This is a genomic window from Streptomyces sp. NPDC003720 (assembly GCF_042875075.1).
In the GTDB taxonomy this organism is placed as follows: domain Bacteria; phylum Actinomycetota; class Actinomycetes; order Streptomycetales; family Streptomycetaceae; genus Streptomyces.
Window position 1 is genome coordinate 125691 of sequence record NZ_JBIANZ010000013.1, and the last position, 24102, is coordinate 149792.

Genomic DNA, 24102 nt, shown 5'->3' on the forward strand with positions numbered 1-24102 from the left:
CTCCTGAACTGTGACGCCGCCCTGCGCCTAACCCCGGGCCCCCCGCTGGGCGGAGCCGACAGGGCCGGCGACACACCCTGCCCCTCTCGGGCCGACTCGCCCCGCGGAGGCCGGCGTCCATGCGGTGCATGTTCGGCTGAGACTTGTACGGCCGAGCACCGGGACTGCGTGAGTGTGGACGTGTGATGCGGCTGGTGTCATGATCACGGTGTGGCCGGCGTGGGCCCGGTAGCAGGGGGAGAAACCGTGAAGCTGTACTTCGCCGTGCCTCTGATCCTGTTGGCGCTACTCATTGCCGCCTCCGGCGTTGCGGCGGTGACCCGTGGCTGGGTGCTTCCCATGAACCGGCGCCATGTTCGTGCCCCGCGGATCTACGGCTGGGGGCAGCTGGTGGTGGCCTTCGCACTGTGCTGGCAGTTGGTTCTCGGGCTGATACTCGCTCGGCCGTCGGGAACGCTGATCGGCGCCGCGATTCTCCTTGCCGGCCTCATCGTCATGATGGTAGGTCAACTCGCTGGTGGTAATCGGAAGGGCGGCGGCACACTGTGATGCCTTTCCGCGCCGACGGGAGACGCCGGTGCTCCCGGCCCCCGGCGCGGTCGCCGCAGCCGCCGTCGTTCGTCTCCGTGCCGCATCCCACGGTATCCCGAGGTCAGAAGCCCCACCGGGTAGGGTGCGGCTGTGTGGGGCGGACTAGCCTCCGTCGCCGAGCAGGCCGGAATTCAGCTACCCGTCCGTCGCAGCCCTTGTAGCCGCCGGAGGCGTGGCCTTTCTTGGTCTTGCCTCTACCCCGGCCGTCTCCGGCCAGACCGACACCGACTCCTGCAGAGCAGCCGAGCGGACAAGGGTGTGTCCGCGAAACCGGCGGCGATCAGCTTCGCCCGGACCGGTGCCAGTCCCAGTGCGAGGCCGGTCGTGAAAGCGTGCAGCGCGACGGTGACCGCGGGACCGACATCGAGTGCGGCACGGATCCGGCGGGCTCCGGTGCCGCCCAGAAACAGGAGCGAGCCAGCCGGCCGAACGGTGCCGGTGGCTCTCCGGTCCGCCGGCGTCTTCTCACCGTTCCACTGGTTGCGACAGAGCCCGCTTGACCTGCCTTGTCCGCTCGTCGGCAAGGACTTCGACCCGGTCGTTCGCCAGAGCGTCCATGGTCTGCTCCGCAAGGTCCTCCACGCTGATCTTCGGTGCGTCCGTGAAGGAGCTGAGATCCGTCTCCACGAAACCGGCGTGGACACCGATCACGAGAGTTCCCTGCTCGCGCAGGCCTTCGCGCAGCGCACCCGTCAAGGACCACTGGGCTGCCTTGGACGCCGCATACCCGGGGTAGTCCGGCCGGGAGGCCCAGGAGGCCGTCGACAGCATGTTGATCAGTGCGCCGCCCCCGTTGCGGGCCAGGACCGGCGCGAAGGCACGGGAGACGGCCCAGGTTCCGAAGTAGTTGATCTCCATCGCCTCCCGCGCGCCGTCGAAGGAGCCCGTCAGCAGTTTGGTGTCAAAGCCTCCGACACCCGCGTTGTTGATCACGATGGTGACGTCACCGGCGGCCGCGGCAGCCGCGGCGACGTCTTCCGGCGCGGTGACGTCCAGGCGGAGAACAGTCAGGTCCTCGTCGCTCACGCTCGCCGGATCGCGGACACCGGCGTAGACCTTGGCGGCCCCCCGCTCGATCAGTGCGCGTGCGAACGCGTAACCGATGCCACGATTGGCCCCTGTCACCAGGGCGGTCGATCCTTTGATCTCCATCATGCTTCCTTCCCATTGCTCCTGCTGAGCACAGCAGGCACTGGGGCGAGGGACGACTCAGTGAGAAAAGGGCCTTCAGCGGACCGTGTCTTGGCACACCAGGCCTTCGCGGGACTCGCGCGTAAGAGGAGAAGCGTCGGGCTGGGACCGGGACGGCCAGGACGCCGCACACGCAAGGCCTCATGGAAGAGTCCACTCCACCCAGCGTGCATCGAACGCCGCGGTGACGCATGTGAGACGGGCGCTCGGCTACGGGCTCCCGCATCACTTACTCGGGCCGTCCAGCGGGTCGCCGGGCCCTACCGTTCTAGGCGGTCGGGCTGGTGGTTCGTCGCCGGGTTTCGCGGAGGTGGAGGTCGATACAGCTGGCAAGCGTGAGAGCGTCCTGCGGGTCGTCCGAGTGGAAGGACACCCGGCGCAGCAACCGCACGCTGTCGAGTGCGACACCCTCGCGGGCCAGGACGAAGAGGAGGGTGAGGAGGGCGGAGCGGGCATTGCCGTCGTCGAAGGGATGCAAGAAACAGACGTCAAGGAAGGCGCGTGCCGCCCGGGCGGTCAGCGGGAGGCGCGGGGCGGCGTCCTTGGCGCTCTCGGCGAGACAGGCGTCGAGACGGGCGTGGGTGTCCGGGTGGACGCCGTAGCGTTCTCGGCCGCCCTTGGCGAAGGCGGGCAGGCTGCGCAACGGCGGCAGCCCGGGTGTGGCAAGGACGTGCTGCTGCCAGCGCTGGATGAGGTCGAAGTCCAGCCGGGCGCCGCGCGCGGCGTCGGCGCGCATCAGCTTGAGGGCGTCGAGCAGGCCTTGCCCGCGGGCGGGATCCAGAATCGCGTCGAAAGTGCGGATCTCCTCCGTGATTCCGTCGCGCGCCGCCGTCACCGGTGCGTCCCCGGTGCTGTCGGCTGCCTCATGCCACGGCACGGCTTCCCGCACGGCGAGCCAGCGCTCGAGATGGTCGGGCAGGGGCGCCTCGCAGGCCCGGGGTTCTGCGTCGGGCCGTACGGCGGCCGCGAGCTGTTCGGCGATGTCCTCGACCAGCACCGTGTCGGGGCCGGTCCAGCTTTCGAACCGGCCGCCGATCACCTGCTCCACCAGGTCCCCGGCGTCGTCGGCTGGGACACCCCAGCGGCTGAGGAACCAGGTCAGTACCTGATGGCAGTGGCCGTACCAGCCGCTGCCGCAGCCGGTGCGGTCGGTGACGTGCAGGATCAGGTTGCGGGCGGTGCGGTCCCACAGGATCCGCTGCTCGTCGACACCGGCCAGATCCAGCGGGTATGCCTCGAACCGTGCGGCCAGGCTCTCCAGCCAGTCCCGCCATTCGCACAGAGCCGCGGTCACTCGGTCGAGGGTTTCGTCCGAGGTGGTGACCGAGTGCTGGGCGCAGCACCAGCTGCCGACCGGCCCTCCGTCGAAATCCCCTTCGTCGTGCGCCCACCGCCAGCCGACGACCCAACGGCCGTAGTGCTCGGCCAGCGCGTGGGTCATGGCGTCGGACCAGGGCCTGGCCTTTTCCCAGCCCCAGTCGTGCAGGGCTCGGTCACCCGGCGGCAGGTCGGGGCGTCGGGGCACCCGCGCGGACGGCGCAAGCGATCTGACCACCCGCGCCGCCGCTTCGCTGTCGAACGGATGACGGGCGGGGTCCACCTCGTCCCAGGTCAGCATGCGGGGCGACAACTCCATGAACACCGCGCAAGTCTGTTGCCTCACGGACGCCGGTTCAACTCGATTACCCAGCCGCGCCGGAACAGATGCGGGGCGCCGCCCCACGCACCCCAACCCGCGCACTCTCACGGACGACCCATTGACTGGAAGGGGATGCCGTCTTCCCCGCGAGATACGGTGCTGTCATGTCTCGTTCAGTCGAAACCGGATCAGTCCCGTCTCCCGTCACCGCGGACGACGTCGACCTTGCCGTGCGGCTCGCCGTGGGCACCCTTCGGGACGCACCCGCGCAGGGGTGGAGTGATGCAGCCGGTTCGCTGGAGTGGGACTGCTGGGAGACCGTCGAGCACCTCGCCAACGACCTGCTCTACTACGCCGTGCAGCTGGGGCCGCAGAGCCCGCCGCTGGACACCCACGTGCCTTTCGCGTTGAGTCAGAAGAAGCCAGACGGACCCATGGTCTTCGCCTACGCGGAGCGTGATGCAGGTCCGGCCGGCCTGCTGCAAGTGCTGGAGGCGTGCGGCGCGCTGCTGGTCGCCATGGTGCGTACGACGCCGCCCCGGGTCCGCGCCCACCACGCCGCCGGTGTGTCGGACCCCGAAGGCTTCGCGGCGTTGGGGGTCCAGGAAACGCTCGTGCACATGCACGATGTGGCGGAAGGCCTCGGGCTTGCCTGGACCCCGCCCTCCGCTCTCTGCTCGCGGGTCCTCGCCCGTCTGTTTCCGAAAGCTCCGGACGGTGCGGATCCGTGGCTCACCTTGTTGTGGGCCACCGGCCGCGCAGAACTGCCGGGCCACCCTCGTCTCACCACGTGGCGCTCGGACAGCACACCGCGGTCTTAGGGGCGGATCGGCTTCGGCCGCAGCCAGGCTGGTGCCTGCACCGCGGCGAGAGCGCACCGCGCCACCGCCCCCGTCGGAACCCGGCGAGATGGACTTCGGCCTCGGACGGATGTTGCGAGTGGGCGCGGCGACCTCCTGGCACTGCAGTCCCGGGACCCGACGCCGGCCGTAGGCGTGCAGACCGGCCTCCTTCGGAGTGATCTGGGCGCGCCGACCGGCCAAGATGTCCCGGGGGCCGGAGCGGATGTCGGGGCCGGAGTCCAGGTCTTCCACGTAGGCGTGGGTCGCTGCGGAGGGAGGTTGAGCTAGTCCCCCCAAACGCGACGTTGCGATGCTGCTCGTGGCACGCTTTCTGCCCGCGTTGGCGGCGGTCCTGGCCGCCAAGCCGCTCGGCGCGGAGCTGATCACTGGCATGTCCCGCCACGCCGAGCGGCAGAAGCTGGCCCGTTGCTGCTACGGGGCGACCGACCTGGTCGAGGAACGCGGCGAGGAAGGCATCATCAAGATCGAGGAACTCATCGGCGGCCTTGGTGCCGACTCGGTTGTCGAGGCGGTCGGCACGCAGGAGGTCGTCCAGGCCGTCGGCGCCACCTGCGGTGGTCGGCCAACTGGCCTACGTGGGCGCCAGTCCCAGTGCACCTGGATACCGGCAAGATCTTGGCCCCCCTTCCCTCGGAGCAGGCCACGGAGAGCTACTAGGCGATGGACGAGCGGCGCGCGACCAAGGTCCTGCTTACCCTCTGAACACCGGGCCGACAGCCCCTCGCGCCCTCCACCTCGCACGGACGGAGATCCCGACCACATGGCCTTGATCTTGGTGACCGGAGCCTCCAGCGGGCTCGGCTACGCGACAGCGAACGCGCTGGCCTGGGAGGGGCACGACGTGGTCGTCCACGCCCGCACCCCGGCACGCGTCGCCGTGCCGACAGGAGGAGGCCGCTGGGCGGGTGTGGTGACCGGGGATCTTGCCGAGATGAGCGAGATCCCAGGTGTCGCCCGTCAGGCCGCCGCCTTCGGCCGCTTCGACGTGGTCATCCACAACGCCGGCACCATGCACACCCCCGAAGCGGCCACCGTCAACACGATCGCGCCCTACCTGCTGACAGCTCTACTGGACAAGCCGTCCAAACTCATCTACCTGAGCAGTTCCATGCATCGAGGCGGTTCCACCGACCTCACTCGGTTGGCCGACGGCACGGCCTCCTACAGCGACAGCAAACTGTGGGTGACCGCCCTGGCCATGGCCGTTGCCTCCCGGTGGGAGGGGACCGCCGTCCACGCCGTCGATCCGGGTTGGGTGCCCACGCGGATGGGTGGCCCGGGCGCAACCGACGACCTGGCGGCCGGCCACCAGACCCAGGTCTGGCTGGCCACCCACGACGACATCACGCCGTCCACCGGCGGCTACTGGTACCACCAGCGCGCCCAGGACCCGCACAGCGCCACACACGACCCCAAGTTCCAGGACCGGCTCCTGCTAGCTCTGGAGGAGCACACGGGAGTCCGGCTCGACTGACCGGCAGCTTCGGCCCGGCCGGCGTGTGGAGGGCAGCGTCCCTTTCCCGCCTCGGCCGAAGTGATGACCAGGTTGGCGCGGCGCATGACCTGATACGGCGCGGCATCCTCGGGCGGCTTCGGCTTCGGCTTCGGCTTCGGCTTCGGCTTCGGCCCGCCCGCGGGGATCGAACTGCTTGCTCGTGAGGCCGCACGGGCCGCGCCGTGCTGAGGGCAGGGGATCAGAGGAGAGGATGTGGCTCCGCTTCCCGGCATCGCGCCAACGCCGTGCAGCGGCGAATGGCGCTGCGGAAACAGTCGAGTCCGGGCGCGCCAAGAGTGGACTCCACCAACGGACCTTCCACGGACCGCTGTTGCTGGTCCCGCCGCTGTCCCTTCGAACCTGCTCGAATCGTGCCACGAAACGCCGCGGCGACACGGGCCCTGTCTCAGGCTGGTGACCAGCGGCTGGTGGTCGGTCCATGTCACCTCCCGCGTCCCCCCAGCTCGTGGCCACTTAGCTGAACGGCCACCAACCGAAGGAGAGAGCGTGAGATTCGTACATCCCAAGACCGGCGCGAGACTGCTGGGCGCGGCTGCGGTCAGCGGCGCGCTAGTGATGGGTGGAGTCCTGGTGGGCACGCCGGCCTATGCATCGCCCTACAACTGCTCAAGCAGCTACACCGGCAACTCCTTCAACGTGCTGTGCAACACCGGCTCCGGGTCCTACCAGGCAGTCGTCAGGTGTTACAAGATCGGCAGTACGTCCTACACCTTGCGGTACGGCGCCTGGGTCAAGATCCACAACATCTCGACCGCGACCTGCCTCAGCAGCGAGGAAGCCGCTTCCGGCAGTTGGAACGTCCGGAGCTACTAGTCCTGATCGGCCGCACAGTGAAGCGGGCCCGTGGGGATGAGAACGTCGCCCGGCGTTTCCAGGATTGCGTGGACCTGGTAGGCGCCTGACACAACGGCTCGGGTGCCAGGGAGTGACTGACTCGCCGGCACCCGAGCCGTTCGCGGGTGCGCGGTCTCTTGCGCCCGCCAGGAAGCTCCTGCCGTGCCTTCGCCGCCTCGCCTCGCCTCGGCATCGCGCGGCTCGATGTCTCGCGCGCGGATGGCGTCGACCGCGCAACTCCGAGGCACCGCGACCAGTTGAGTGAAACGCTGCCCACCGACGGGTCGTCGCGTGCTGACTACCTCATAGGGCGCGCAGCGTGGCTTCAATTGCCCACACGCCGCTGTTGTGCGCTGCCGGCGCGATCCAGTGGGTGCCAATAGGCAGCGACGAATTGGTCGTAGAACTGTGGGGCGTAGCCAAGCTGCCGGTAGTCAAGGAACCGACCAACAAACCGGCGCAGCGACAGCGTTCGCGAAACTCACGGGCCGGCGCCAAGCCAACTCATCGCGCTCACGGGCTCTGGACTCCGAGATCGCGCCCGGCACGGCCAGGCGTCATGCCGACGGCCGGGTGAGTTTGGCGGCCACGGCATCGAGGACCCATTCCAGTCCGGTTTCGAAGGATTCCTCGGCGTCGATGTCGGTGCCGTCGTACACGGCCTTGGCCAGCGCCGGGAAGCGACCGGTGGCCAACATCCTTGTCAGATACGGGCCGGAGGCGCGCTGCCAGTCGTGCTTCGAGAGGCCCGTGGCACGCTCGGCCCGAAGGTTCGCGATCTCGCGCCTGATCGCGCCGGTGAAGTAGGCGCCGACGATCTCCGTCGCACGCATCGCGGTGTCGACGTCGGCGACGCTCTCCAGGGCGGCCAGTGTGGCTTCGCCCACGGCGAGAGCGTTCGGGCCCAGGGCCGGGCGGCCGCCGAGCAGGTCGGCCAGCCACTCGTGCCTGAGAGCGGCGTTTCTGGTGCGGTGGGCGAGGCTGCTGAGCGCCTCACGCCAGTCACCGGGTTGCTCCTGGGGGAGGATTTCGGCGTAGACCTCGTCCATCATGAGGTCGAACAGTTCTTGTTTCGTGGAGATGTATCCGTACAGCCGCATCGGCCCCGCGTTCAGTCGGGCCGCGACCTTGCGCAACGACACCCCGTCCAGCCCGCCCTCGTCGGCCAGCGCAATGGCGGCGGCCACGATCCGCTGCTGGTCGAGCGGCACGGGACGAGTTGGCGGCTCCGGCCGGTCCCACACACTCATGGTTCACACCGTTCTGCTGCGATACACAGTATCGAAAATATACAGTGTATCGCTATGAGACATCGTATCGCCGTGGTCGGGAGCGGCCCCGGAGGCCTTGCCTTCGCCCGTGTCATGCATCGCCACGGCCATCCCGTCGCCGTCCTCGAACGCGATCCCGCCCCCGATGCCCGCCCCCTCGGCGGCACACTGGACCTGCACGAAGGGTTGGGCCAGCTCGCGCTGAACAAGGCGGGGTTGCTGGCGGAGTTCCAGGCGCTGTCCCGTCCTGAGGGACAGGCCATGCGCATTCTGGAGGCGGACGGCACCGTCCTGCGCGACTGGCGGGCAGGTCCGGATGACCAGGCCAATCCCGAGATCGACCGCGGCCAACTTCGGGACCTGCTACTCGGCCCTCTCGACGTCCAGTGGGGCCGCAGCGTGACGCAGGTGGTGCCGGGGACCCGGGGCGGAGTGCTGGTCCACTTCGCGGACGGTAGACAGGACACCTACGATCTCGTGGTCGGCGCGGACGGCGCCTGGTCCCGGACCCGCGCGGCGGTCTCCTCGGTGATGCCGCACTACACCGGCGTCACCTATGTCGAATCCTCCCTCGACGACGTCGACACCCGCCATCCCGACCTTGCCCGACTGATCGGCGATGGTTCCGTGGCCGTGTACGGCGTGAATCGAGCTCTCGTGGCCCAGCGCAACAGCGGCGGCCACGTCAAGGTGTACGCCCAGTTCCGCGCGCCGCTGGACTGGCACACGGGCTTGGAGCTTGCCGACGCCGAAGCCGTGCGATCGTGCCTGCTGGAGCTGTTCGACGGCTGGGCCGCCTCCGTCCTCGCGCTCCTTCGCCACGCCACCGCTTTCGTCCACCGCCCCCTCTACGCCCTGCCCGTGTCCCACACCTGGACCCACGTCAACGGGGTGACGCTCCTGGGCGACGCCGCACATCTGATGCCCCCTCTGGGAGCGGGCGCCAACCTCGCGATGCTGGAAGGCGCCGAACTCGCAGAGTCCATCGCCACCGCCACCGGCCCCGAAGCTCTTGACGAGGCCGTCCGCGGCTTCGAGGAACAGATGTGGGCGCGGGCCGGCAGGTGGGCGAAGATCACGACGGCCGGTCTGGAACGCCTCGTGAGCCCGGATCCCGCCGAAGCCGTCGCTCTCTTCGACCAGGTCCAGCCATCGCCGATGGGGTGACCATGGACGGCCCACTCACCGAGGAACGCGAGGGCGAAATGCGTAGTCGAAGCCGACCGAGACGCGCGCACAGCGTGGACCGGCGTTGACCGTTGACCGCTCCCACACGCGCACTCCAGGGCCGATGATCACATCATCGCCGATGATCGCAGTCGACGTGTTCGGCGCGTGCGACGAGCGCAGCGCCCAGTTCGCTCGCGCTCCGCTCCCAGAAGAGCACCTGACAGCGGCACACCCTACGGAATCGGCACCCTCACTGGGGATCCTGTCTCCTCGATCCTGGGCCGCACTACACGCGCACCAGATCGAGCGGGGAACCGCGGTGAACGGCGCCGAGCAGAACGTTCGCTCAGGTCAGCGCCCAGGACGCCAACACCTTCAACCACGAACTAGCGGTGAACCGGAGCCTGCATCGCTCCGAAGTGCTCGACCGCGTCCTTGAGATCCGGCAGCCAGGCTCCCGGGCGGCGCATGCGGGAGCGAGCCGTCGGCCCCGGCCACAGCACGCCCTCGGTGACGGCCTCGCCCGCAGCACGTCCAGCAGGAGCGTCCAGCAGACGCCGGGCCGGCCGGCCCGCACGAGGAGCCGCGTGAGCACGGGACGGTCCATCTTCTGGGCACTCTCAAGAGCCGAACTGTCGCAGGCACCTTGTACCCTCCAATCATTCGACGATCAGACGATCACGGGTACGGGCCTGCGGGCGCGGGGCGGGCATCCAGGGGCGGGACGCGGAGATTTCCATGAGTGACGCACATCCGATACGAAGCCGCAGACCGGGCCTCTCGGTCGGTGTGTGGATCATCGCCGGGGTCGTCCTCGCCGCGATCGGGGCCGTCGGCGCCTGGCTGCAGCACGACGCTCCCGGCCGGAGTGCAGAGCCGCGTACGGAGTTCACCGCGCACAACCCGCCCCCCGGTTTATCCACCGCGCTCACCACCGGCCAGCACCTCCACTGGTCCCGCTGCGCCTCGCCGCCCACCGCACGCACGGGCTACGACTGCGCCACCATGAAGGCCCCCCTCGACTACCGGAAGCCGGATGGCAGGACGATCGACGTCGCCCTGATCCGCCGCAAGGCCACCGGCCCGAACGCCCGGCGCATCGGCTCGCTCGTCCTCAACTTCGGTGGCCCTGGCGTGTCCGGCGTGAGCGGGCTGCCCGAACGACTCAACCAGTACCAGCCGCTCCTCGACCGCTATGACCTGGTCTCCTTCGACCCGCGCGGCGTTGGTGCGACCATCCCGGTGCGCTGCGGTAAGACCGCCGACGACACCGGCTACGACGGGGTCGACGCCTGCGCCAAGCACTCCGGGGCGATCCTCCCGTACATCGGCACCTCGCACACCGCGCGCGACCTCGACCTGTTGCGCTACCTCCTCGGCGACGAGCGGCTGCACTACTTCGGCGTCTCGTACGGAACGGCGCTCGGCGCCGTCTACGCCCACCTGTACCCGTCGCACGTCGGACGCCTCGTCCTCGAAGCCTCGGTCGATCCGACCGAGGACCTCGACGAGGAGCAGGTGTCGCAGGTACGGGCGGTTCAGGCGGCGTTCGACCGGTTCGCCGAGTACTGCGCGGCGCGTATCCGCCACTGCCCGACCGGCGACGGGCCCGAGGAGGCCGCGCGGCGCATGGCGCGCCTGGCCGACCGCCTGCAGAAGAAGCCCGCCCCCGCCGGCGGCGGACGGAACCTCGACGCCGACGATCTCGCGTACGCCGTCAGCGACCATCTCGTCCTCGGCACGGACGGCTGGTCGCCGCTCGCCAAGGCCCTCACCGCGCTGATCGACCACAACGACGGCCGTCCGATGGGCAAGGGCGCGGACGACATCGGCTCGGTCGACCGCGCGGCGACCCCGCACGACAGCAACAGCGCCGCCCGGACCGCGATCACCTGCGCGGACTCCAGTCTCCGCCCTGGCTTCGAACGCCTCGACCGGGACGAGGCTCGCATCAAAGCTGCCTCACCTGTTTTCGGCGCGGCCTGGTCCACGGGCGTCTACCTCTGTTACGACTGGCCGTTCGACGGCGAGCGCGCAACGCTCCAGGTGAGCGCCGATGGTGCGGCCCCCGTCCTAGTGGTCGGCGGCACCGGCGACCCGATTACGCCGTACTCCGGCGCCCGCCACATGGCACGCGCCCTGGGTGACGGTGTCGGCGTGCTCCTGACGGCCGAGGAAGAGGGCCACGGCACATACCCGCAGAACCGCTGCGTCACGGAGAGGATCGACCACTACCTCCGCACGGGCCGCACCCCGGCCCCTGGGACGGTGTGCCGGGGCACCATGTCCTGAGGTCCGTGCGGATCCGCCGGCGGCCGCCAGCACATGGGCGCTGTCGCGCGAGCCCTGTCCTGCCTCGTCCTGACCGTGACCTACAGGCTCGCCGACATCAAGCCGACGTGCCCAGCCGACCCTCATCAGCCCAGCTGATGCCGCACGAAATCTGGATGAAGATCGCCGACTTCGATGCTGTTCTCGTCGAGACCGTTGGCGATACGGAAGCGGCCCGCATCGAAGGCGAACTCCACGGCGGTGGTGCCATCGGCCAGGTCCTGGCCTGACGGAAGCCACTCAAGCAGGGAAGTCTCGCGGAGTTCCTGGCCGACGAATGGCTCAAGCCGTTCGTCGGCTCTGGACCACACCGGCGTGAACTCGGACGAGCGCCAGCCGGTGATCGCTGCGGTGGTGTCGATAGTGTTCCAGCTGATCGACAGCTCATCGAACTTCCAGTGGCAGATCTCGACTCGCACGCCCTCAAAGTCCAACACCACCGGGCAATCAGCGAACCAATCCCCGTCCTCAACGAAGCGCACGAGCATGTACCCGGTCAGGCGTCGCCCGCCCAGCTCCGCCAACCGTGGTCCGTGACGCTCACGGACGGCTTCGAGCCCGACGAGGAAGGTTGGCTCGAAACCCGAGATGCCCATACTCACAACTCCGGATTCTCCACTGACAGGGACGCAGCCAGCCACTCGGGTCCGGCGGCGTTGGAAGTGATGGAGTTGGCCTATCGCATCGTCCGCAGCGTCAGCAGGAGAGCGGTCGGCCTGACCGGTCGCGAACTTGGGTCAACCCACCCGAGCCTGAGGCCCTGACGCAGCCGCCGCCCGACGGACGCAGAGTGCCCGGACCTGTGGGTCTGGCCAGCTGCCGATGTGTTGGCGACCCTCCGTTTCCAGCCGCCCTTGAAGCCGACTTCCCGACCGTCAGGCGCAGTAGGTGTCCATGCCCGGCCGCTGCCCCGTCGCCAGGAAGCGGGAGACCGTGCGGTCGCCGCAAGCGTTGCCGTTGGCGAGGTAGGCGTCGTGCCCGACGGAGTTCACCGTCACCATGACCGCCCGCCGGCCGAGCGCCTCCCGGAGCTTCAGGGCGCCGCTGAGCGGGGTGGCGACGTCCCGCTCGTTCTGGACGAGCAGGATGTTGGACGGCCCCCGGCCGGTGATCCGCACCGGCGCCTCACGCGGCGCATACGGCCAGGCGGCGCACGGCATCGCGTTGCGCGGCATGCCGGCGGTGAGAGGGTACTTGGCGCGGCTCTCGGCGACGTCCTTTTCGTATATGGCCTTCGACGTGGGCCACGCGACGTCGTTGCACAGCGTGCCGGCGCCAACGGCGGCGACGTTCTGCAGGACGGTCTCGGGCGGCGCCGCGGGCGCCGGCGGCACGGTGCCCTGCTGCGCGGCCCGCATCAGCTTGGCCAGCGCGGGATAGCGGCTGGGGGAGTAGAGGCTGTCCAGCATGGTCTGGCGCAGGACGTTGCCGTGCAGCTCCTCCGGGTTGGCGCCGGGCCAGGGGAGGGGCTCCCGGTCGAGCCGGGCGGCCAGCCGCAGGAACAACGGCCGGACGTCAGCCGCCGTGCTCGCGACACGGTCCGGGTTGCCGGGCTTCGACGCCCACGCGGCAAAGTCGGGGAAGGTGTCCTCCACGCCCTGCTCGTGCCCGGCCAGCCAGGCGCGGGCGACGCGGACGGGGTCGGGGTTGTCATTGCTGTCCAACACGATGCGGTCGGTGCGGTGCGGGAACAGCTGCGCGTACACCGCTCCGACGTACGTCCCGTACGACACGCCCCATGCTGACAGCTTGCGCTCGCCGAGCGCGGCTCGGAGGCGGTCGATGTCGCGGGCCTCGTTGGCGGTGCTGAGGTGCTGGATCAGTTCGCCGCCGTTCGCGGCACAGGCGTCGGCCATGCGGCGGGCGGTGGCCATGTTCCCGTCCACCGAGCCGTCGGCGGCGGGCCAGGGGCGGAGCTTGGAGGTGGCGAGGTCGCCGTGGTCCAACCCGCAGTCGACGGGCGTGGACGGGGCGAGCCCGCGTGGGGCGAAGCCGACCAGATCGTAGGTGTCCAGGACGTCCTGGGGGAGCTTCTGTCCCTTTCCCGAAGGGTCGTTCAGGCTGGAGCCGCCCGGCCCGCCGGGGATCAGCAACAGGGTGCCGCGCCGGGTCTCGGGATTCTCGCTCGGGATGCGTGAGACGGCGATGTCGATGAGCGGACTGTCGGGGTCGGCGTAGTCCATGGGGACGCGGAGGGTGGCACACTGCTGACGGCTGTCGATGCCGGAGCCCCCGCAGGTGCTCCAGGCGAGGCCCTCGGAAGGGCTCGCGGCCACGGAGGCGGTCACGGGCGCGGTGACCGCGAGAAGGGCAGTGGAGACGCCGACGATGGCGACGTTGCGGATGGTGCGAGTGCGCTGTGTCATACGACGAGCCTCGCGGATCTCAGGGGCGCGCCCCATCCGGGCAACAACCTGAAACGCCTTGGGGTTTACCCCACCATCCCCCTGACGATCCCCACCCAGGTGGCGCGCCCGACCAGGACCACGGACCCGTCGGCCACCTGGCTGTCCGGGACGGGGACAACGCCGGGAACTCCGTCGGCTACCTCGACGCAGTTGCCACCGTCACCGTTGACTTAGGCGCCCCTGCGCCGGCGGGCACCGCTCAGGTCGTAGTCACGTACCGTCTGAAGTCCTCAGCCGTACAGCTGTCGGACGTCAACGCCTTCCGCTGACGTCCGACTGAGGCTGCGGAGACGGTTAGTCCTCTGGGTGCGCGTGGTTCGTCCGGTCCGGTAGATAGCTCGCCAGGCCTCGCAGGATGATCTGCAGGCCGATGTCGAACCGCTCGTCGGAAGAGTCCGTCACCATGAGTCCGGACAGGGCGCGCAGGTGCGGGAAGTCGGCCTCGGGCAGGGCCGCAAAGTAGTTCTGCATCTCGTCGGCCATCTCACGCCAGTCGGGACGGGCCAGGGAAGAGGCGTCACCGCTCTGCTGGGCGGCGCGGTCCTGCCACATGCCCTCCTCCAGGACGAATCCGTCGATGTACGTGGAGATGAGGTCGCCCGCCTCCGCCGCGATGCGGTCGGGCAGGCCCGCCGTGCGGAATATGGCCAGCAACCCCTCCACATGCGGGAGCAGTTCGGCGGTGAAGGGGACGTGGGCCATGGAGATCCGGGCCATGTCCCGATGGGACAGCAGGCGCTGCCTGCCGGCCCGCGCGTAGTCCAGCAACTGCTCCTGCCACCGGTCCGGATCTGCTGCGGGCATCTCGAAGCCGTCGAAGAGACGTGCGTACATCAGCTCCAGGAGGTCGTCCTTGGAGTTGACGTGAGCGTAGAGGGCGGAGACGGTCACACCCAGTTCGGCGGCCACCTGACGCATCGACAGTCCGTCAAGTCCCTGGCGATCCAGCACGGTGAAGGCCGCCTCGACAACGCGGTCGCGGGACAGCGGTGTGCGCGTGGGAGCGGCGTGAGCACGGGCGGGGCGCTCGCGCTCCCAAGGAGACGGCGGTGGGGTGGTCGAGCTGTCGGCTGCCGCGTCTGTCATGCGACCAGTCTAGGCACACGAGAGAACAGTGTTCTCTGCCGGTGAGTGACGACGTCTGAACCCCTCCACACCAAGACGCGATATATCTTGTGCGGGGCCGTCGGATTGCGCTATATCTTAATGAACAGCGTTCTCCCGTCGAGCACTGTTCTGCTACGGTGAACACTGTTCATTAGGTCCGTCCATCCGTTCCTGCGCGCCTCGCGGACCGTCTCCGCAGTGCGCACCGCCTCGCGAGGAGTCTCGATGTCCACCACCGGTGTCGCGTCCACGGAGACGCTCACCGACTCGCCCGCGCCCTACCGGTGGCGCTGGGCTGCTCTCTTCGTGATCCTCGCGGCGGAGGTGATGGACCTCCTCGACGCCGTCGTCACGAACATCGCGGGTCCCTCCATGCGCGCCGATCTCGGCGGCGGTGCCTCCACCCTGCAGTGGCTCGCCGCCGCGTACACGCTGTCGATGGCCGTCGGGCTCGTCACCGGAGGCCGGCTCGGGGACATCCACGGACGCCGCACGATGTTCCTTGTGGGCGCCGCCGGTTTCACCGTGGGCTCGCTGCTGTGCGCGGTGTCCATGTCGCCCGAGATGCTGATAGGCGCCCGCGTCGTGCAGGGCCTGTTCGGCGCGGTGATGCTGCCCCAGGGCCTCGGCATGATCAAGGAGATGTTCCCGCCCAAGGAGTCGCAGAAGGCCTTCGGCATGTTCGGTCCGGTCATGGGACTGTCCGCGGTGTGCGGGCCGATCCTGGCGGGCTGGCTCGTGGACGCCGACTACTTCGGCACCGGCTGGCGGATGATCTTCCTGATCAACCTCCCGCTGGGCGCCGCGGCCTTCCTCGGCGCGGTGCGCTACCTGCCCCGAGGCCGCTCCGAGAGCAAGCCCCGCCTCGACATCCCCGGCATGCTCCTCGTATCGCTTGCCGCGCTGCTCATCATCTTTCCGCTGGTCCAGGGCCGCGAGTACGACTGGCCTCTGTGGGCCTTCGCGATGATGGGCGCCTCCGTCGTCGTCTTCGCGGTCTTCGCCAGGTACGAGTCGCGCCGCAGCAGCGCCGGCCTTGACCCGCTGGTCGTCCCGAGCCTCTTCCGCAAGCGCGGGTTCAGTGGCGGGATGGTCCTCGGACTGGTGTTCTTCTCGACCATGCAGGGCTTCATGCTGGTCTTCAACCTCTACACCCAGATAGGCCTCGGCTATTCGCCGCTCAAGGCAGGTCTGGTCATGGTGCCCTGGTCCGGCGGCATGATTGTCGGGTTCGGGATCGCCCAGGGTGTCGCACGGTTCGGACGTGCCGTCCTTCAAGCGGGCACCGTCGTCATGGCGGCCGGCGTTTTCGGTGTGTGGCTGACCCTCGACATGGTGGGCAGCGGCGTAGGGCCCTGGCAGCTGCTGCCGTCCCTGCTCGTCACCGGCATCGGCATGGGCCTGCTCATGGCTCCGTTCTTCGACATCGTGCTGGCCAGCGTCGAACAGCACGAGACGGGGTCGGCGTCCGGCACGATGACCGCGATGCAGCAGCTCGGAGGCGCCTTCGGCGTGGCCATCCTCGGCACCGTGTTCTTTGGCCTTTTGGGCGGCGGGATAGCCACCGCCGTCGACCACCGCTCGGACGGTCTGCGCGAGCAGTTGGCCGCCGCCCACGTCGCGCCTGCCGCACAGGATCGTGTCGTGGCGGACCTGCGCCAGTGCGCCTCGGACCGCGCCGTGGCCAAGGACCCCGCAGCCACCCCGGCCTCCTGCGCGCGTCTGGAGAAGGACACGCGGTCCGCAGTGACCTCGCCCGAGGCCGGTGCCCGGATACCCGCGGCCCTGCAGGCCACCGCGACCTCGGCCTTCAAGGGCGGTTTCGGGTCGGTCATGAAAACGGTGCTGTGGATCGTCGACGGCATGCTCGCGCTGACCTTCCTCCTCTCCTTCCTCCTGCCGCGCCAGGCGCGCCCCGAGGAGTCCAGCGGACACTGACACCGGCTGGCCACCGACCGCCGGTCGCACCGTGGACGGGACGACCGGGCATCTCCTCCTCAGGGGTGTGCCTGGGCGTCCCGATCCCGATGAAGCGCGCGTACTGTGCGCGCGGGTGGGGACGCACACGTGGCCGGGAGCGGGCGGAACGCGTCGGCGCATCGCACGTGTGGCTGGTGCAGCCCTCGACGGGGGAGGCGGCCACAGGTGCTCGCCCCTCGTTGCTCACCTTCGACTCTGCTGTGAACCCCGCCGCCCGGGCGGCAGGGGCCAGCTCCAGTTTCAGCGGATGGTGGAGCGCTTGGCGTCGGCGATCCACTGCCCCACTGGGAAATCGGTGAGCGACGCCGGTCGCCCCTCGGCTTCGACCTGCTGGCCGTGGCGGCCTGGCACGCGATACGTGACGCGCGCACCACTGGCCGGCGGGAGCTCGGTCTCGTCGCCCTCCCCGGGCTTCAGGTCGATCACGCGGGTGCAGGGGCGCAGCGCCTTGGCCGCGGTGTCGCTGCCGCCGACGGGCATCAGGAGCGCGTCGAGTTTCCGGTGTCATCGAGAACTTCGAAGGTCGCCGGGCCTTGGCCGGCGATGTGCCCCGTTCACGGGCTTGGGACCGACACACGAGCACGAACGGCAGCCCTACGCCGCTGAACGGTACGTCGGCCCAGGTCGTGGTTCGCGCGATGGAGGATCAGTGAGCGGTCGGTGGGCTCGGTGGCGGTGACCCCGTGCTCGCCTCCCCGCGCTGCAATTGCCGCGTCTGCCGGATCAGCAGCGCGAGAACGCCCGTAAGCAGACCGGCGGCCATGCCGACCGCAGGTGCGCCGACCAGACGGGTCATCACCGCGCCCGTCATCGCGCCGGCCGCGAACGACCCGATGATCACGGCGTACCGGCCTGCACGCCGGGCAGCCGCCGGTTCTCCAGCCGCCAGCCACCGGTGCGTGGCGGCGATGCCCTTCTGTAGATTGCCGCTCTCCGCCAGCGTCGTGTACGGGGCGTCGCGGAGTGTGGTGAAGGTCGAGAACTGCAACGCCGCCACGAACGACACCGTCACCGTCGTGACTTGTTCGGGCACGCTGTCGGGCAGTGCCGCGATCAGCGCCAGCAGGACGATCTGCAGTGTGACGACAAGCCGCAGCGGTCGGCCGACATACCGCTGCACTCGTGACAGGCCGAGGACCTCCACCAGCAGCACGCCGGTGCTGAAAGCCACGACCGGGATGAGCAGCAAGACCGCCCTGTGCCAGTGCCGGCCGGTGACCTCGACGCAGAACAGCAGCACATTGCCCGACTGCAGATTCGCGAACACGTGGTGCCGGACGAACGTGTACGCGTCCAAGAACCCGCCGACTACCGCCAGAAGCGTCCCGACGATCAGCGTGTCGGGACGGCGATGGATCGTAGCCATGCAGCACAGCATGCACGACGCGACCTGCACGGCCCGCGGTCGACACCTGCCCCGCGTACAAAGCCGCACGCAGAGGTCGATCTGACCGACGGCGATGCTCGTCTCGTCTCGATGTCCCTGTCCCTGCCCCTGCTGCGGCGACGCGGTCCGGGCGTCCGTGTCGGATTGTCAGAGGCGGCTGCTTTCATGGCGGCATGAGTACTGTGCACGAGAGCGCCGCCCTCCTCCCTGATCCCGTCCGACTGCGTGCCCATCTGCGTGCCCTGGCCGCCCTGGACATGGCGATCGGTGAGGATCCGCAGTTCTGCCAGTACACCTTCGACGCCACCTGGGGCCCTGGCGTGGAGGCGGCCCTGATGGATAACGGCTCCGGAGACGACTTCGCCGTCCTATTCACCCCGGCCGGCGTACTGATACGCGGCTTCGACCACGAGTCGGAGATGAGTCCCTACGGCACGGACGACGAACAGGTCTGGCCCGGTGTCATAGACGAGGTGCCCGCGGAGCTGCGCCCGCTCCTGGACGAGCCCGCCTTCCACGACGAGGGCATCGATGCCCCTCGGGTCACCGCCTGCCTGTGGCAGACGACCGACGACACCGTCTGGCGCACCGGCTCGGCCATCGCCTTCCCCGCAGGCAACGAAGACCCGGACGGCTCCGGCTTCCTCTTCCACCTCCTCACCAACCGCTCGCCGGAGACCGTTCAGGCATGGTTCGAGGACTACTACGAACGCCCCGTGCCCCTCGACGCCGTCCGCCACGTCCTCGCCGGGCACCCCCTCACCCCCGCGGTCGCCAGGGCCCTCAATCCGGCCGCCTTTTCGGACAGCGCACTACTCCAACGGATCTCCGCGCACCCCGAAGTAGCCTCCTTCCTCTCCTGTGACGGCGAGTTCGACCTCGCCCGCACCGACCCGATCGCATCGATAACCCTGCCGAACGCTCTCCCGGTGGAGCCCATCGCAGGCTGCAACGCGGGCGGCACCCACTACCTCTGCGGCCCGGCCGTCCCCGACGGTCCCCGTCCCGTCCTCTACACCGACTCCGAGGGCCGGGCGTCCCTCATTGCTGAGTCTCTCGCCGAGGCCCTGACCCTCGTCATCGTCCTACCGGCCTGGCACGACGCCCTGGCCGGTTTCCGGCCCCCGACCCTCAACGCCGACTACCTCGACGACCACCCGGGCCATCCCGCCGTCCGCGACCGACTCCTCGCCGCACTGCGACTTCCCCCGGCCACCGATCGCGAAGTCCTGGACCGCCTGCTCATCACCGCCGCCCGCACCGTCCCCGACGGATTCCTCCCGAGCGTTTCCGAGGACGACGAGTCGGCCTTCGAGCCAATGCTCGAACCGTCCGCTGACTGAGGCTGTTTCGCGGGCGCCGATGATGTCCTCGCGCCGCTGCGGCAGCACCCTGCGCGTGGCAGCATCCGCCGGGAGTTTCTGCGTGCACCAGGAGCCGCTCGCCCGTCGTGCACCGGGTGGACGCGCTGATCGACCGACTCGCGCTGTGCCGCATCCGGAGCGACGTGGCCGGCTGCCGCGGGGCCGAGGTCCGGGAGGCGGATGTGGCTTGCGGGCGGGTTCTCGCCCGCAAGCCCGCAGCCTAGACTGCGACCGCTCCGAAATCTGGCGATCTTCTGGAGGGTGTGCAGGATGAACCGAGCTCTCATGACCGTATTGGCGGCGGCAGCCTTAGTCGCGGCCGGGGGCAGCACCACCGCCTCCGCCTCCGATGCCCCTCCGCGAACCACGCACGGTCCTTGCCAGTACACCCAGACCCCGGACGAGCCGGCGGCGCGGCCGGTTCCCCTGCCGCGCGATCCGCGACGCACTCCCAGTCACGGCACGGTCGATGTGGCTGTCCGGACCAGCCAAGGCCCCCTCCCGCTGCGCCTGGACCGGGCGAAGGCGCCGTGCACGGCCCAGAGCTTCGTGCATCTGGCGCAGCACCGGTTCTACGACCGTACGGTGTGCCATCGGCTGACGGCGTATCCGACGCTGAAGGTTCTGCAGTGCGGCGATCCGACCGGCACCGGCGAAGGTGGGCCCGGGTACAAGTACAAGGACGAGCTGCCGGTGGACCTGCCGCCGGCACCGAGCGATCCGACCGGCGTCCGTCGCCTGTACGGGCGCGGCCTGCTGGCGATGGCCAACGCCGGGCCGAACACGAACGGTTCGCAGTTCTTCGTCGTCTACGGCGATTCCGCGCTGCGGCCGAACTACACGGTGTTCGGCACCGTCGGTGCCACCGGCCTGAAAACGCTCGACAAGATCGCTGCCGGTGGTATTGAACCTAGTGCGGAGGATCCGAACCCCGTCGACGGCACGCCCGTGCTGCGGACCGAGCTGCTCAGCGTCCGGCCGTACTGCCGGCCCTGACGAATTGTGGCGCGGCCAGGGCGGTCCAGCTATACGTCTCGGCCGCGCCACGGTGACGCCAGCCCCGGCGATGACCGTGGCGTCGTCGAAGTAGGCAACGGGTCGCCGAGGATGCGGCGATCACAAAACCACTTCCGGGCCCGGATCGCGCCCCTGCGTCTTTGGTCGGGGACGAGCGAGCTCGCCTCACGGTCGGGCCCTGTCGCGCTCCACGCAGCTTCAAATCCTGGTCCCCTCCGCCATACCTCCTCCGGCCCCTCTCCGGGCCGGGTGCCGCACGAGTGGCCGCTACGGTCCACAGTCGGTTGGAGCTGACATGTGCTCCCACCTCACTCTCGTCACCGCAGCGGCGACCATGCGGGGACTCCAGGCGGCTCCGCTGGGTGAGCAATCGTGAGACCGACGCCCCGCAGGCCTGAATCAGGCGGGGTGCACTTTGCCACGCCATCCGGTCGTGCGTGGGGGACCGGGGGAGGGGCCGCCCGCGCTGTCGGCGACGCGGCGAAGAGTGTCCCTCGGCGAGCTGCCCGGCAGCGCGGCACGGATCAACCGGATGCTGACAGTGCCGCGCGCGCTGTGGTGAGGATCCTTTCGGAGAGCGGCGACCCGTTGGTGGCTCGGGCCAGGACAAGTGCGCCGAGCATGGTGCACAGCCGGGTGATGCCGTCCTCATCCTCGGTGGCGAGCCACTCGGCGAAATCGCCCACGCCTTCGGTATAGATCCGGCGGGCCTCTTGGTCTTCGACTTCGCGCGCCATGTCGGTGACGAGCGCGGCGACCGCACACCCGTCCGCCGGGTTGTCGCGGTGTTCGGGGGAGAGGTAGGTGTCGATCAGTGCCTGCTGAGCGGCCGCGCGCTGCCCGCCGTGCTGCTCCAGTCCGTTTTCGTGGTGCCGGGCGAGTTCGCCGAAGGCGTGAGCGGTGGCTTCGTTGACGAGCGCCTCTTTGGAGGCGAACTGCTTGTAGAAGCCGCCGTGGGTCAGTCCGGCCGCCTTCATGATGTCGGTGAGGCTGGCGTGCGTCCCCTGTTCCCGGAACAGGCGGGAGGCGGTTTCCACGACCCGCCGACGGTTCTCCTCGGCCTGCGCCCGCGATACGCGGCCCATCGGCCACCTCCCTGATCGGATGTCGACTGGCATCTATTCTAGACCCGTGTTTAGATGATGGCAGTAATCTAATGCAAACGCCGTCGGCTGCTCGCCGACGGCCGCAACGCCGGGAGCGGGTATGGAACTGAAGAACGCGGTCGCGGTGGTCACCGGCGCCAACCGGGGGCTTGGGCGACACCTGGCCGCCCAGCTCATGGAACGCGGAGCGACTGTGTACGCGGCGGCTCGACGTCCCGAGACGGTGGACCTGCCTGGAGTCACTCCGCTGCGGCTCGACGTGACGGACGAGGAGTCGATCCGCGCCGCGGCCCGCACCGCGTCCGACGCGACGCTGCTGGTGAACAACGCCGGAATCTCCACCGGAGCTCCGCTGATCGCGGGCAGCCCGAGCGAGGTGCGTCTGGAGATGGACACGAACTTCTTCGGGCCGCTCGCCGTGACCCGGGCCTTCGCCCCGGTCGTCGAGAGCAACGGCGGTGGTGCCGTGCTCAACGTGCTGTCGGTGCTGTCCTGGCTGCACCCCGCCGGCCTCGGCTCCTACGCCGCGGCGAAAGCCGCCGCCTGGGCGCTGACCGACGCGGCCCGGGAGGAACTGGCGCCCCGAGGCATCGCCGTCTCGGGGCTGTATGTCGGGTACATGGACACCGACATGGCCGCAGGCATCCCCACCGGCCAGAAGGTCGACCCCGCCGAGGTTGCCGCCCAGGCCCTGTCCGGCATCGAGGCGGGCCTGCCCGAAATCCTCGCCGATGAGACCACCCGGTACGTGAAGCGGAGCCTTGCCACATCGCCGAACGCGGCCTGAGGCGCACGACGCCGAACAAGGCGGGGAGCTGTCCACCCAGGTCAGGAAAGTCACGGCGGAGCAGCGATGCACGGACAGGTGGCCGCGGTGGGGGAGGTCTTGGCCCGGGGCGGGCAGAGCCCCCTGTGCGGGCGCGCGTTCCGGAAGGCTCGTCACCGGAGCTGTGTGCGCGTCTGCGGCCGAGACACGGGGCGGCCGGGAGAGGGGGAGGAATCTCTGCTCTGCACGACCACCGCCCGGTGTCTAACGGTGAGACCACGCATGACGGCCGTGCGGCCGCGGCCCGGTACGGGCGGGAACCGCGCGAACCCGGCCGCACGCCGGAGGCCCCGGTCCGGCCGGACGGGCAGCCCCGCCTCCCGTCCCGCCGAGCCCTCGGCCCTTCGCCGTAGGCACCACCGCGGGCCTCGGTGACGCACTGTGGCTACCGAGGCCAACGCCCGTCGGCCGCGCACGCCTCGTTCCCAGGAGGACCCGGGACCGTCGAACGACTGGTCACACCGTCCGGTCCGCGACGGACCCGACCTTCCGGTCCATCTCGGTGAACCACTTCAGCGCGGCCAGTCGCCGGTCACGACTGACGGTCGCGAGCGCCACTGGGGTGTTTCCAAGCACTTCTTCGGGCACCACTGCGCGGACCGGAAGTGCCTCCACTGTGCCGGAAGCCGACTGCGCTCCACCGCCGTTCGGAGAGATCGACAGTGCTTTGGGCGGACGCCGGTAGGGTGGCCCGTTGTGCACGCGAGGGCTGGAAACGAAATGGTAGCGGTCCCGTCGGGGCAGGTGACGCTGTCGGACCGGCGGACGCAGAGTAGTTGGCCGGTCGAGGTCTCGCCGTTCCGGATGTCGGCGTTCCCGGTTACGCAGGCCTGGTACGCACGAATCACCGGCCGGCGGCCGAGCAGCGCCCCGGGCGAGCGACTGCCGGTAGAGGGTGTTTCGTGGTGGGACGCGGTCGAGTTCTGTAACGCCTTGTCCCGGCGTGAAGGGCTGACGCCCGCGTATCGTCTGTGCGTCGACGCCGAGACGGCCGAATGGGACACCTCGGCAGACGGGTATCGGTTGCCGACCGAGGCCGAATGGGAGCACGCCTGTCGTGCGGGCACTACTGGCCCGCGGTATGGACAGCTCGACGAGGTCGCCTGGTACCAGGGCAATTCTGATGGGCGGATCCACCCTGTCGGCGGCAAGCAGCCCAATGCGTGGGGCCTGTACGACATGCTGGGCAACGTGTGGGACTGGTGCTGGGACGTCTACGACGCCGAGGTGTACGGGGCCTACCGGGTGCTCCGCGGTGGCGGATGGGCCGACGAGCACTGGAGCTGCCGCGCGTCGGTGCGGCGGCGGAGCCACCCGACCTTCCGGATCGACGACGTGGGATTTCGCATCGTGCGCTGCACACCATTGCCTCAGCCGTAACCGCCTCATTTCGACTCGATCAGTTAAGAGGTCGTCTCAGGAGGCGGTGCGCAAGAGGCGACGGCGGTGGCTCGAGCGGTTAGGGGAGTGCCGGGAATCCGCACGTCGCGCTGGACGCCAC

General features: G+C 69.5%; 20 protein-coding genes and 1 pseudogene. 11 read left to right on the plus strand and 10 right to left on the minus strand.

Annotated features, from left to right (window positions below; genetic code table 11):
- The first annotated feature begins 246 nt into the window (after positions 1-246).
- A complete protein-coding gene (locus ACFYU0_RS31350; RefSeq protein ID WP_389305529.1) occupies positions 247-549 on the plus strand; it encodes a hypothetical protein in 303 nt (100 codons plus the stop codon).
- 507 nt (positions 550-1056) lie between these two features.
- Here ACFYU0_RS31350 and ACFYU0_RS31355 read toward each other — a convergent pair.
- Entirely contained in the window at positions 1057-1746 is a 690-nt protein-coding gene (locus tag ACFYU0_RS31355) for an SDR family oxidoreductase (RefSeq protein WP_389305531.1), read from the minus strand.
- A gap of 304 nt (positions 1747-2050) precedes the next feature.
- On the minus strand, positions 2051-3418 hold the full coding sequence (locus ACFYU0_RS31360; RefSeq protein WP_389305533.1) for a cell filamentation protein Fic: 1368 nt from the start codon (positions 3416-3418) through the stop codon (positions 2051-2053).
- 167 nt (positions 3419-3585) lie between these two features.
- On the opposite strand from ACFYU0_RS31360, the gene ACFYU0_RS31365 reads away from it, so the two are divergent.
- From ACFYU0_RS31365 to ACFYU0_RS31375, 3 genes are all read left to right on the plus strand, one after another.
- On the plus strand, positions 3586-4242 hold the full coding sequence (locus tag ACFYU0_RS31365; protein ID WP_389305535.1) for a hypothetical protein: 657 nt from the start codon (positions 3586-3588) through the stop codon (positions 4240-4242).
- 802 nt (positions 4243-5044) lie between these two features.
- Positions 5045-5758, plus strand: coding sequence for an SDR family NAD(P)-dependent oxidoreductase (locus tag ACFYU0_RS31370; RefSeq protein ID WP_389305537.1), 714 nt, complete (start codon positions 5045-5047; stop codon positions 5756-5758).
- Between the two features lie 528 nt (positions 5759-6286).
- Entirely contained in the window at positions 6287-6613 is a 327-nt protein-coding gene (locus ACFYU0_RS31375) for a hypothetical protein (RefSeq protein WP_389305539.1), read from the plus strand.
- Positions 6614-7191: 578 nt separating this feature from the next.
- Here the strand turns inward: ACFYU0_RS31375 and ACFYU0_RS31380 are convergent.
- Positions 7192-7884: a TetR/AcrR family transcriptional regulator gene (locus ACFYU0_RS31380; protein WP_389305542.1), complete on the minus strand. Its 693-nt coding sequence runs from the start codon at positions 7882-7884 to the stop codon at positions 7192-7194.
- Positions 7885-7938: 54 nt separating this feature from the next.
- Here ACFYU0_RS31380 and ACFYU0_RS31385 point away from each other — a divergent pair, with 54 nt between their 5' ends.
- Together ACFYU0_RS31385 and ACFYU0_RS31390 are read left to right on the plus strand one after the other, a co-directional pair.
- Positions 7939-9072 (plus strand): FAD-dependent oxidoreductase, encoded by a 1134-nt coding sequence (locus tag ACFYU0_RS31385; protein ID WP_389305544.1) that lies wholly within the window; start codon positions 7939-7941, stop codon positions 9070-9072.
- Positions 9073-9813: 741 nt separating this feature from the next.
- Complete coding sequence (locus tag ACFYU0_RS31390; RefSeq protein WP_389305546.1) at positions 9814-11367, plus strand: alpha/beta hydrolase; 1554 nt, start codon at positions 9814-9816, stop codon at positions 11365-11367.
- 125 nt (positions 11368-11492) lie between these two features.
- Here the strand turns inward: ACFYU0_RS31390 and ACFYU0_RS31395 are convergent, their stop codons facing one another.
- The 4 genes and pseudogenes from ACFYU0_RS31395 to ACFYU0_RS31410 all read right to left on the minus strand — a co-directional run bounded on the left by ACFYU0_RS31395 (position 11493) and on the right by ACFYU0_RS31410 (position 14900).
- Positions 11493-12002 carry a hypothetical protein gene (locus tag ACFYU0_RS31395; protein ID WP_351668576.1) on the minus strand — a complete coding sequence of 170 codons (510 nt, stop codon included), beginning with the start codon at positions 12000-12002 and terminating at the stop codon, positions 11493-11495.
- A 279-nt stretch (positions 12003-12281) separates the two neighbouring features.
- A complete protein-coding gene (locus ACFYU0_RS31400) occupies positions 12282-13772 on the minus strand; it encodes an alpha/beta hydrolase (protein ID WP_389305548.1) in 1491 nt (496 codons plus the stop codon).
- Positions 13773-13837: 65 nt separating this feature from the next.
- A pseudogene (locus ACFYU0_RS31405) lies at positions 13838-13969 on the minus strand (DUF397 domain-containing protein); the annotation flags it as partial.
- 139 nt (positions 13970-14108) lie between these two features.
- Positions 14109-14900, minus strand: a complete 792-nt coding sequence (locus ACFYU0_RS31410; RefSeq protein ID WP_389305550.1) for a TetR/AcrR family transcriptional regulator — start codon at positions 14898-14900, stop codon at positions 14109-14111.
- Between the two features lie 246 nt (positions 14901-15146).
- Here ACFYU0_RS31410 and ACFYU0_RS31415 point away from each other — a divergent pair, with 246 nt between their 5' ends.
- Positions 15147-16859 (plus strand): MFS transporter, encoded by a 1713-nt coding sequence (locus ACFYU0_RS31415; RefSeq protein ID WP_389305552.1) that lies wholly within the window; start codon positions 15147-15149, stop codon positions 16857-16859.
- 282 nt (positions 16860-17141) lie between these two features.
- Here the strand turns inward: ACFYU0_RS31415 and ACFYU0_RS31420 are convergent, their stop codons facing one another.
- Together ACFYU0_RS31420 and ACFYU0_RS31425 are read right to left on the minus strand one after the other, a co-directional pair.
- The gene (locus ACFYU0_RS31420) at positions 17142-17381 is read right to left on the minus strand and encodes a hypothetical protein (RefSeq protein WP_389305554.1); all 240 of its coding nucleotides are present in this window, start codon (positions 17379-17381) and stop codon (positions 17142-17144) included.
- Between the two features lie 166 nt (positions 17382-17547).
- Positions 17548-18267, minus strand: a complete 720-nt coding sequence (locus ACFYU0_RS31425; protein ID WP_389305556.1) for a YoaK family protein — start codon at positions 18265-18267, stop codon at positions 17548-17550.
- A 194-nt stretch (positions 18268-18461) separates the two neighbouring features.
- Between ACFYU0_RS31425 and ACFYU0_RS31430 the strand changes: the two genes are divergently transcribed.
- Together ACFYU0_RS31430 and ACFYU0_RS31435 are read left to right on the plus strand one after the other, a co-directional pair.
- Entirely contained in the window at positions 18462-19631 is a 1170-nt protein-coding gene (locus ACFYU0_RS31430; RefSeq protein ID WP_389305558.1) for a hypothetical protein, read from the plus strand.
- A 291-nt stretch (positions 19632-19922) separates the two neighbouring features.
- Entirely contained in the window at positions 19923-20648 is a 726-nt protein-coding gene (locus tag ACFYU0_RS31435; RefSeq protein WP_351668447.1) for a peptidylprolyl isomerase, read from the plus strand.
- A 545-nt stretch (positions 20649-21193) separates the two neighbouring features.
- Here ACFYU0_RS31435 and ACFYU0_RS31440 read toward each other — a convergent pair.
- Positions 21194-21754 carry a TetR/AcrR family transcriptional regulator gene (locus ACFYU0_RS31440; protein WP_389305560.1) on the minus strand — a complete coding sequence of 187 codons (561 nt, stop codon included), beginning with the start codon at positions 21752-21754 and terminating at the stop codon, positions 21194-21196.
- Positions 21755-21875: 121 nt separating this feature from the next.
- Here ACFYU0_RS31440 and ACFYU0_RS31445 point away from each other — a divergent pair, with 121 nt between their 5' ends.
- Together ACFYU0_RS31445 and ACFYU0_RS31450 are read left to right on the plus strand one after the other, a co-directional pair.
- On the plus strand, positions 21876-22562 hold the full coding sequence (locus ACFYU0_RS31445) for an SDR family oxidoreductase (RefSeq protein ID WP_389305562.1): 687 nt from the start codon (positions 21876-21878) through the stop codon (positions 22560-22562).
- Between the two features lie 759 nt (positions 22563-23321).
- On the plus strand, positions 23322-23981 hold the full coding sequence (locus ACFYU0_RS31450) for a formylglycine-generating enzyme family protein (protein ID WP_389305564.1): 660 nt from the start codon (positions 23322-23324) through the stop codon (positions 23979-23981).
- Positions 23982-24102 lie beyond the last annotated feature (121 nt).

Excerpts from the sequence above, each read along its gene's own strand:
- ACFYU0_RS31365 (WP_389305535.1), top strand. The coding sequence starts at position 3,586 with ATGTCTCGTTCAGTCGAAACCGGATCAGTCCCGTCTCCCGTCACCGCG.
- ACFYU0_RS31435 (WP_351668447.1), top strand. The coding sequence starts at position 19,923 with ATGAACCGAGCTCTCATGACCGTATTGGCGGCGGCAGCCTTAGTCGCG.
- ACFYU0_RS31395 (WP_351668576.1), bottom strand. The coding sequence starts at position 12,002 with ATGGGCATCTCGGGTTTCGAGCCAACCTTCCTCGTCGGGCTCGAAGCC.
- ACFYU0_RS31390 (WP_389305546.1), top strand. The coding sequence starts at position 9,814 with ATGAGTGACGCACATCCGATACGAAGCCGCAGACCGGGCCTCTCGGTC.
- ACFYU0_RS31440 (WP_389305560.1), bottom strand. The coding sequence starts at position 21,754 with ATGGGCCGCGTATCGCGGGCGCAGGCCGAGGAGAACCGTCGGCGGGTC.
- ACFYU0_RS31355 (WP_389305531.1), bottom strand. The coding sequence starts at position 1,746 with ATGATGGAGATCAAAGGATCGACCGCCCTGGTGACAGGGGCCAATCGT.
- ACFYU0_RS31380 (WP_389305542.1), bottom strand. The coding sequence starts at position 7,884 with ATGAGTGTGTGGGACCGGCCGGAGCCGCCAACTCGTCCCGTGCCGCTC.
- ACFYU0_RS31370 (WP_389305537.1), top strand. The coding sequence starts at position 5,045 with ATGGCCTTGATCTTGGTGACCGGAGCCTCCAGCGGGCTCGGCTACGCG.
- ACFYU0_RS31430 (WP_389305558.1), top strand. The coding sequence starts at position 18,462 with ATGAGTACTGTGCACGAGAGCGCCGCCCTCCTCCCTGATCCCGTCCGA.
- ACFYU0_RS31420 (WP_389305554.1), bottom strand. The coding sequence starts at position 17,381 with ATGCCCGTCGGCGGCAGCGACACCGCGGCCAAGGCGCTGCGCCCCTGC.
- ACFYU0_RS31415 (WP_389305552.1), top strand. The coding sequence starts at position 15,147 with ATGTCCACCACCGGTGTCGCGTCCACGGAGACGCTCACCGACTCGCCC.
- ACFYU0_RS31385 (WP_389305544.1), top strand. The coding sequence starts at position 7,939 with ATGAGACATCGTATCGCCGTGGTCGGGAGCGGCCCCGGAGGCCTTGCC.
- ACFYU0_RS31425 (WP_389305556.1), bottom strand. The coding sequence starts at position 18,267 with ATGGCTACGATCCATCGCCGTCCCGACACGCTGATCGTCGGGACGCTT.
- ACFYU0_RS31400 (WP_389305548.1), bottom strand. The coding sequence starts at position 13,772 with ATGACACAGCGCACTCGCACCATCCGCAACGTCGCCATCGTCGGCGTC.
- ACFYU0_RS31450 (WP_389305564.1), top strand. The coding sequence starts at position 23,322 with ATGGTAGCGGTCCCGTCGGGGCAGGTGACGCTGTCGGACCGGCGGACG.
- ACFYU0_RS31445 (WP_389305562.1), top strand. The coding sequence starts at position 21,876 with ATGGAACTGAAGAACGCGGTCGCGGTGGTCACCGGCGCCAACCGGGGG.
- ACFYU0_RS31360 (WP_389305533.1), bottom strand. The coding sequence starts at position 3,418 with ATGGAGTTGTCGCCCCGCATGCTGACCTGGGACGAGGTGGACCCCGCC.
- ACFYU0_RS31410 (WP_389305550.1), bottom strand. The coding sequence starts at position 14,900 with ATGACAGACGCGGCAGCCGACAGCTCGACCACCCCACCGCCGTCTCCT.